The sequence below is a fragment of the Candidatus Poribacteria bacterium genome (assembly GCA_028820845.1).
In the GTDB taxonomy this organism is placed as follows: domain Bacteria; phylum Poribacteria; class WGA-4E; order WGA-4E; family WGA-3G; genus WGA-3G.
Genome location: JAPPII010000021.1, coordinates 1 through 2,057, shown reverse-complemented (window position 1 = coordinate 2,057; position 2,057 = coordinate 1). Strand labels below are relative to the sequence as shown.

The 2,057-nt window shown below is 47.3% G+C and carries 3 protein-coding genes; all 3 read left to right on the top strand.

The features are described from left to right. Positions 1-537: 537 nt before the first annotated feature. The 3 genes from OXN25_05315 to OXN25_05305 all read left to right on the top strand — a co-directional run bounded on the left by OXN25_05315 (position 538) and on the right by OXN25_05305 (position 1,990). A complete protein-coding gene (locus tag OXN25_05315; GenBank protein ID MDE0424266.1) occupies positions 538-723 on the top strand; it encodes a hypothetical protein in 186 nt (61 codons plus the stop codon). A 103-nt stretch (positions 724-826) separates the two neighbouring features. After that, positions 827-1,246, top strand: a complete 420-nt coding sequence (locus OXN25_05310; GenBank protein ID MDE0424265.1) for a hypothetical protein — start codon at positions 827-829, stop codon at positions 1,244-1,246. A gap of 3 nt (positions 1,247-1,249) precedes the next feature. Further along, on the top strand, positions 1,250-1,990 hold the full coding sequence (locus tag OXN25_05305; protein ID MDE0424264.1) for a hypothetical protein: 741 nt from the start codon (positions 1,250-1,252) through the stop codon (positions 1,988-1,990). Positions 1,991-2,057: the final 67 nt, after the last annotated feature.

The window sequence follows — 2,057 nt, the reverse complement described above, 5'->3', positions numbered from 1 at the left end:
CGTGATAACATTAAGAAAACTGAAATTGCCTATGTCCAAAACTACTTATTGCGTTATATTTTAGAAAGGTGGCACTCCCAAAAGTGTCGCTGTGCATTTCACATTCACACAGGGAAATAACAGATGAAGAACCGATGGCTCAGTCATAAAATATCGAAAATAGAGACGTTAGGGGTGCCGTTGCTGGGCGCGTGCTGCTCGGTAGACAGTCGCTTTTTTCCGCTGCCCCCGTGTGTTTCTTTGGTTAACATCACTATCCACCCCACCCCACCCCACCCCACCCCCCCCCACTTTACTCCCGTTAAGTGTTTTACCTCACAAGACAGATATAATTTCTATACAGACTATTTCTACCCAACTGATACCTCTGTTGAACGCAAAGTATCTCAGTAGGGGCTTTGCGCGTTGCATCACAGAACTTACCAATACACCTGAACCTTCGCAACGCAACTTTCACACCTTGACGATCACACCCAGACATGCTATTCTTATGCCATCTCGTGTCGTCATCATGTTTTCTATCAAAAGGAACACTTCATGCGAGATAAGACCAAACAATGGATACTGCCCATCACACTACTCTTCGTCATCATCACACTCGGATACGGACACCTGAAAACTGACGCACCGAGTCTACCCTGTTATAGAACTTCAATCTTCTGTTTTCCTGAAACACCACCCCTGTGTCAACCGAGCCTCTGTCAGGACACAGACAACAAATAAGGAGACTACTGATGTTTTTCAAGAATGGGACGTTTCTTGTGTGTCTGGTCTGTATCCTCTGTTGTTTGTTCGGTCTCTATTGTTTACAAGCACAGCCCAAAAGGTGACACAGGCTCCAAAGCGTTTTGCCGCGTCGCCCAGCACAGCAGCCCCTGGACCTCTCGAAAGCCGTGTCTTTGTTGAGCGTGATGCGTTCTCAGCGTCCATCGACTCGGAGTTCTATCAAATGATTATCCAGAATAACCTGTTTGCACCGCTTGGCACAGTCCTGAACCCGCAGCCTGTCCTTGGAGACAGCCTTGTGTTGCTTGGGACGCGTGTCTACCCATCGGATCCTGTCGCTGGGTCGGCGTGGTTGAAAAACACCATGACGGGCGAATATCGCGAGGTGTTTCTCGGTGACTCGATGGCGGGTTTGATGCTCACAGAGGTTAAGTCAAAACAGGTCACACTCGAAGGAGCAGATGAGCGGGTCGTCTTGAAACTCAAAACCGATATTTTTCTCAACGCAAAAAGGAGATAAGTTATGTTGAACAAGAAGATTTGGCTACCGATTTTGATTGTGTTATTGATTGTAATAGGTATTGGTGTGTGGCGAGGCCAGCAAGCTGCCAATCAAGCTCCTATCAAGGTCTACAAACCCGTAGAAGTTGAAAAGACCGAAGTCCCACCGAAAGTTAATGATGAGACCGCACAAGGTGGGCATTTTCATGAGGATGGCACTTTCCATACTGAACCGCATGAAGCAAATGGGATGGAAACCCCTACATCCGGGGAAGCAGCATCCGAACGGAACGACCCCCTTGATGAGTCCGGTGCCTCGGGAGCAGGTTCACAGCGTGAAGGTGTTGCTCTGGATCCCCTTACGTCTGAAGAACGCAAAGCACTTGAGGCAAAAATCCAGCAACTTAGAACTGAATATAACGCACTCGCGCGTATTAGCCAACCGAAGACTACTCAGTCAAGAAAACTTCTAAAGGAGGCAAAAGAACTCCAGCGCAAACAAGAGGTGCTCTCGGCAGAAATGTCTGCGATCCGTACGGATAAGTGGCTTTTGAAAAAAGATAAGTGGCTTTTGAATAAAGAAAAGGAACGCCGCGAGGCACCCCTTTTCGAAGAGTGGAAACAACTAGGGGACCTGGTAACATCAAAGATAGATAGGTCTGAGGTACTGGATACAGAAGTCATCAAGCTTCTTGAACAGCAGAAGGCGATCTCAAAAGAGATCGAGGCTCTGCGGGATCGATTGCAGGAGGGACAACGATGAAAAACAGACCAATTTTTCTACGTAGTGTTTACATTTTGTTAGCAGTGATCAATATAGCTGCGAAATA